Source organism: Dactylosporangium sp. NPDC050588 (assembly GCF_040654975.1).
Taxonomy (GTDB): domain Bacteria; phylum Actinomycetota; class Actinomycetes; order Mycobacteriales; family Micromonosporaceae; genus Dactylosporangium; species Dactylosporangium maewongense.
The window spans coordinates 1-1,052 of record NZ_JBFAJA010000248.1; the positions used below are offsets into that span (position 1 = coordinate 1).

Genomic DNA, 1,052 nt, shown 5'->3' on the forward strand with positions numbered 1-1,052 from the left:
GAGCCGGCGGCCTTGGGAGGAAGCGGCTGAGCGCTGTCGCCCGCACCGGACAGAGGCGCACTCATCTCGGCATGAGTGCGCACCCGATCATGAGGCTGCCGATGCCGCCGCCTCGGAGCAGCCACCTCGTCTGTTCCAGCCGAAAGATGCGTCACCCGAGGCTCCGTAGCCGCCTGGCGCGTCACCCCGCTCCAACCAGCAGTGCGGTGCAATATGGGCTCCTGCGCGTGCATGAGTGATGCGAGGTGATCGGTCTTGACGCGGTCGTCGAAGGGCGGGGCGAGCAACGCAGGCGGCGTCGGCCACGAGGGACGATGCCTAGCCTGGGCTGCTGCACATCTGCTTGCAGAACAGCGCCTGCCGTCTTGGGTGTCGGGCCGTCGCGTGGCAGGCGTGGGAGGTCAGACCGGGCGACCCGTTGATGATGTCGGCGTCGTGACGGACGACGCCGGCTGGGTGATGATTCAGGCCAAACAAGGTCTGAGTCTGGGCACTTCGCCAACCAGCGCTCTGGCAGATGCCTTACGACAGTTGGTCGACGTCCTCGCGACCGGTGTTCCTGATCGTCCGCCGCATCAGGACGTACTGCGTCCGATTGACGTATCCAGAGACCGAATTCTGGTTCTGGCCGACGATAGAGCGCCCAAAACGGTACGACAGGCTCTGGCCGACGTGACACACCGGCTGGCCGGCTGGCCTGAAGCGGTGCCGCTGGATGAAGCGGCCACCAATACCGATGAGCGAGACGCTCTGGCCGCCCTCCGTTCTCACCTAAAGCAGCTGTGGCGTGAACGCAACGGCACGGAACTTGATGACGCAATGCTTCGTCGCCTGGTTCGCCCACTGCGAGTCCGCGCCATGCACCTGCGGGAAGGCGGCGCAGATCACCAGGCGGCCCGTCTCATGCTCGTCGGTCTCCTCGTCGATCAGGACGAAGCTGGCAATCTGTGGACCGCGCTAGGGCGCGTTTCATAACGGGTCAGAGCCACTCGCCGATGATGGTGATGGTGAGGACTGCCTGCCAGCGGACGGCGAGTTTGTCGTACCGAGTG

The 1,052-nt window shown here is 65.1% G+C and carries 1 protein-coding gene; it reads left to right on the plus strand.

Features of this window, described 5'->3' with window-relative positions:
- Window positions 1-435 precede the first annotated feature (435 nt).
- Window positions 436-975 (plus strand): hypothetical protein, encoded by a 540-nt coding sequence (locus AB0I21_RS57550; protein ID WP_360574564.1) that lies wholly within the window; start codon window positions 436-438, stop codon window positions 973-975.
- The last annotated feature ends 77 nt before the right edge of the window (window positions 976-1,052 follow it).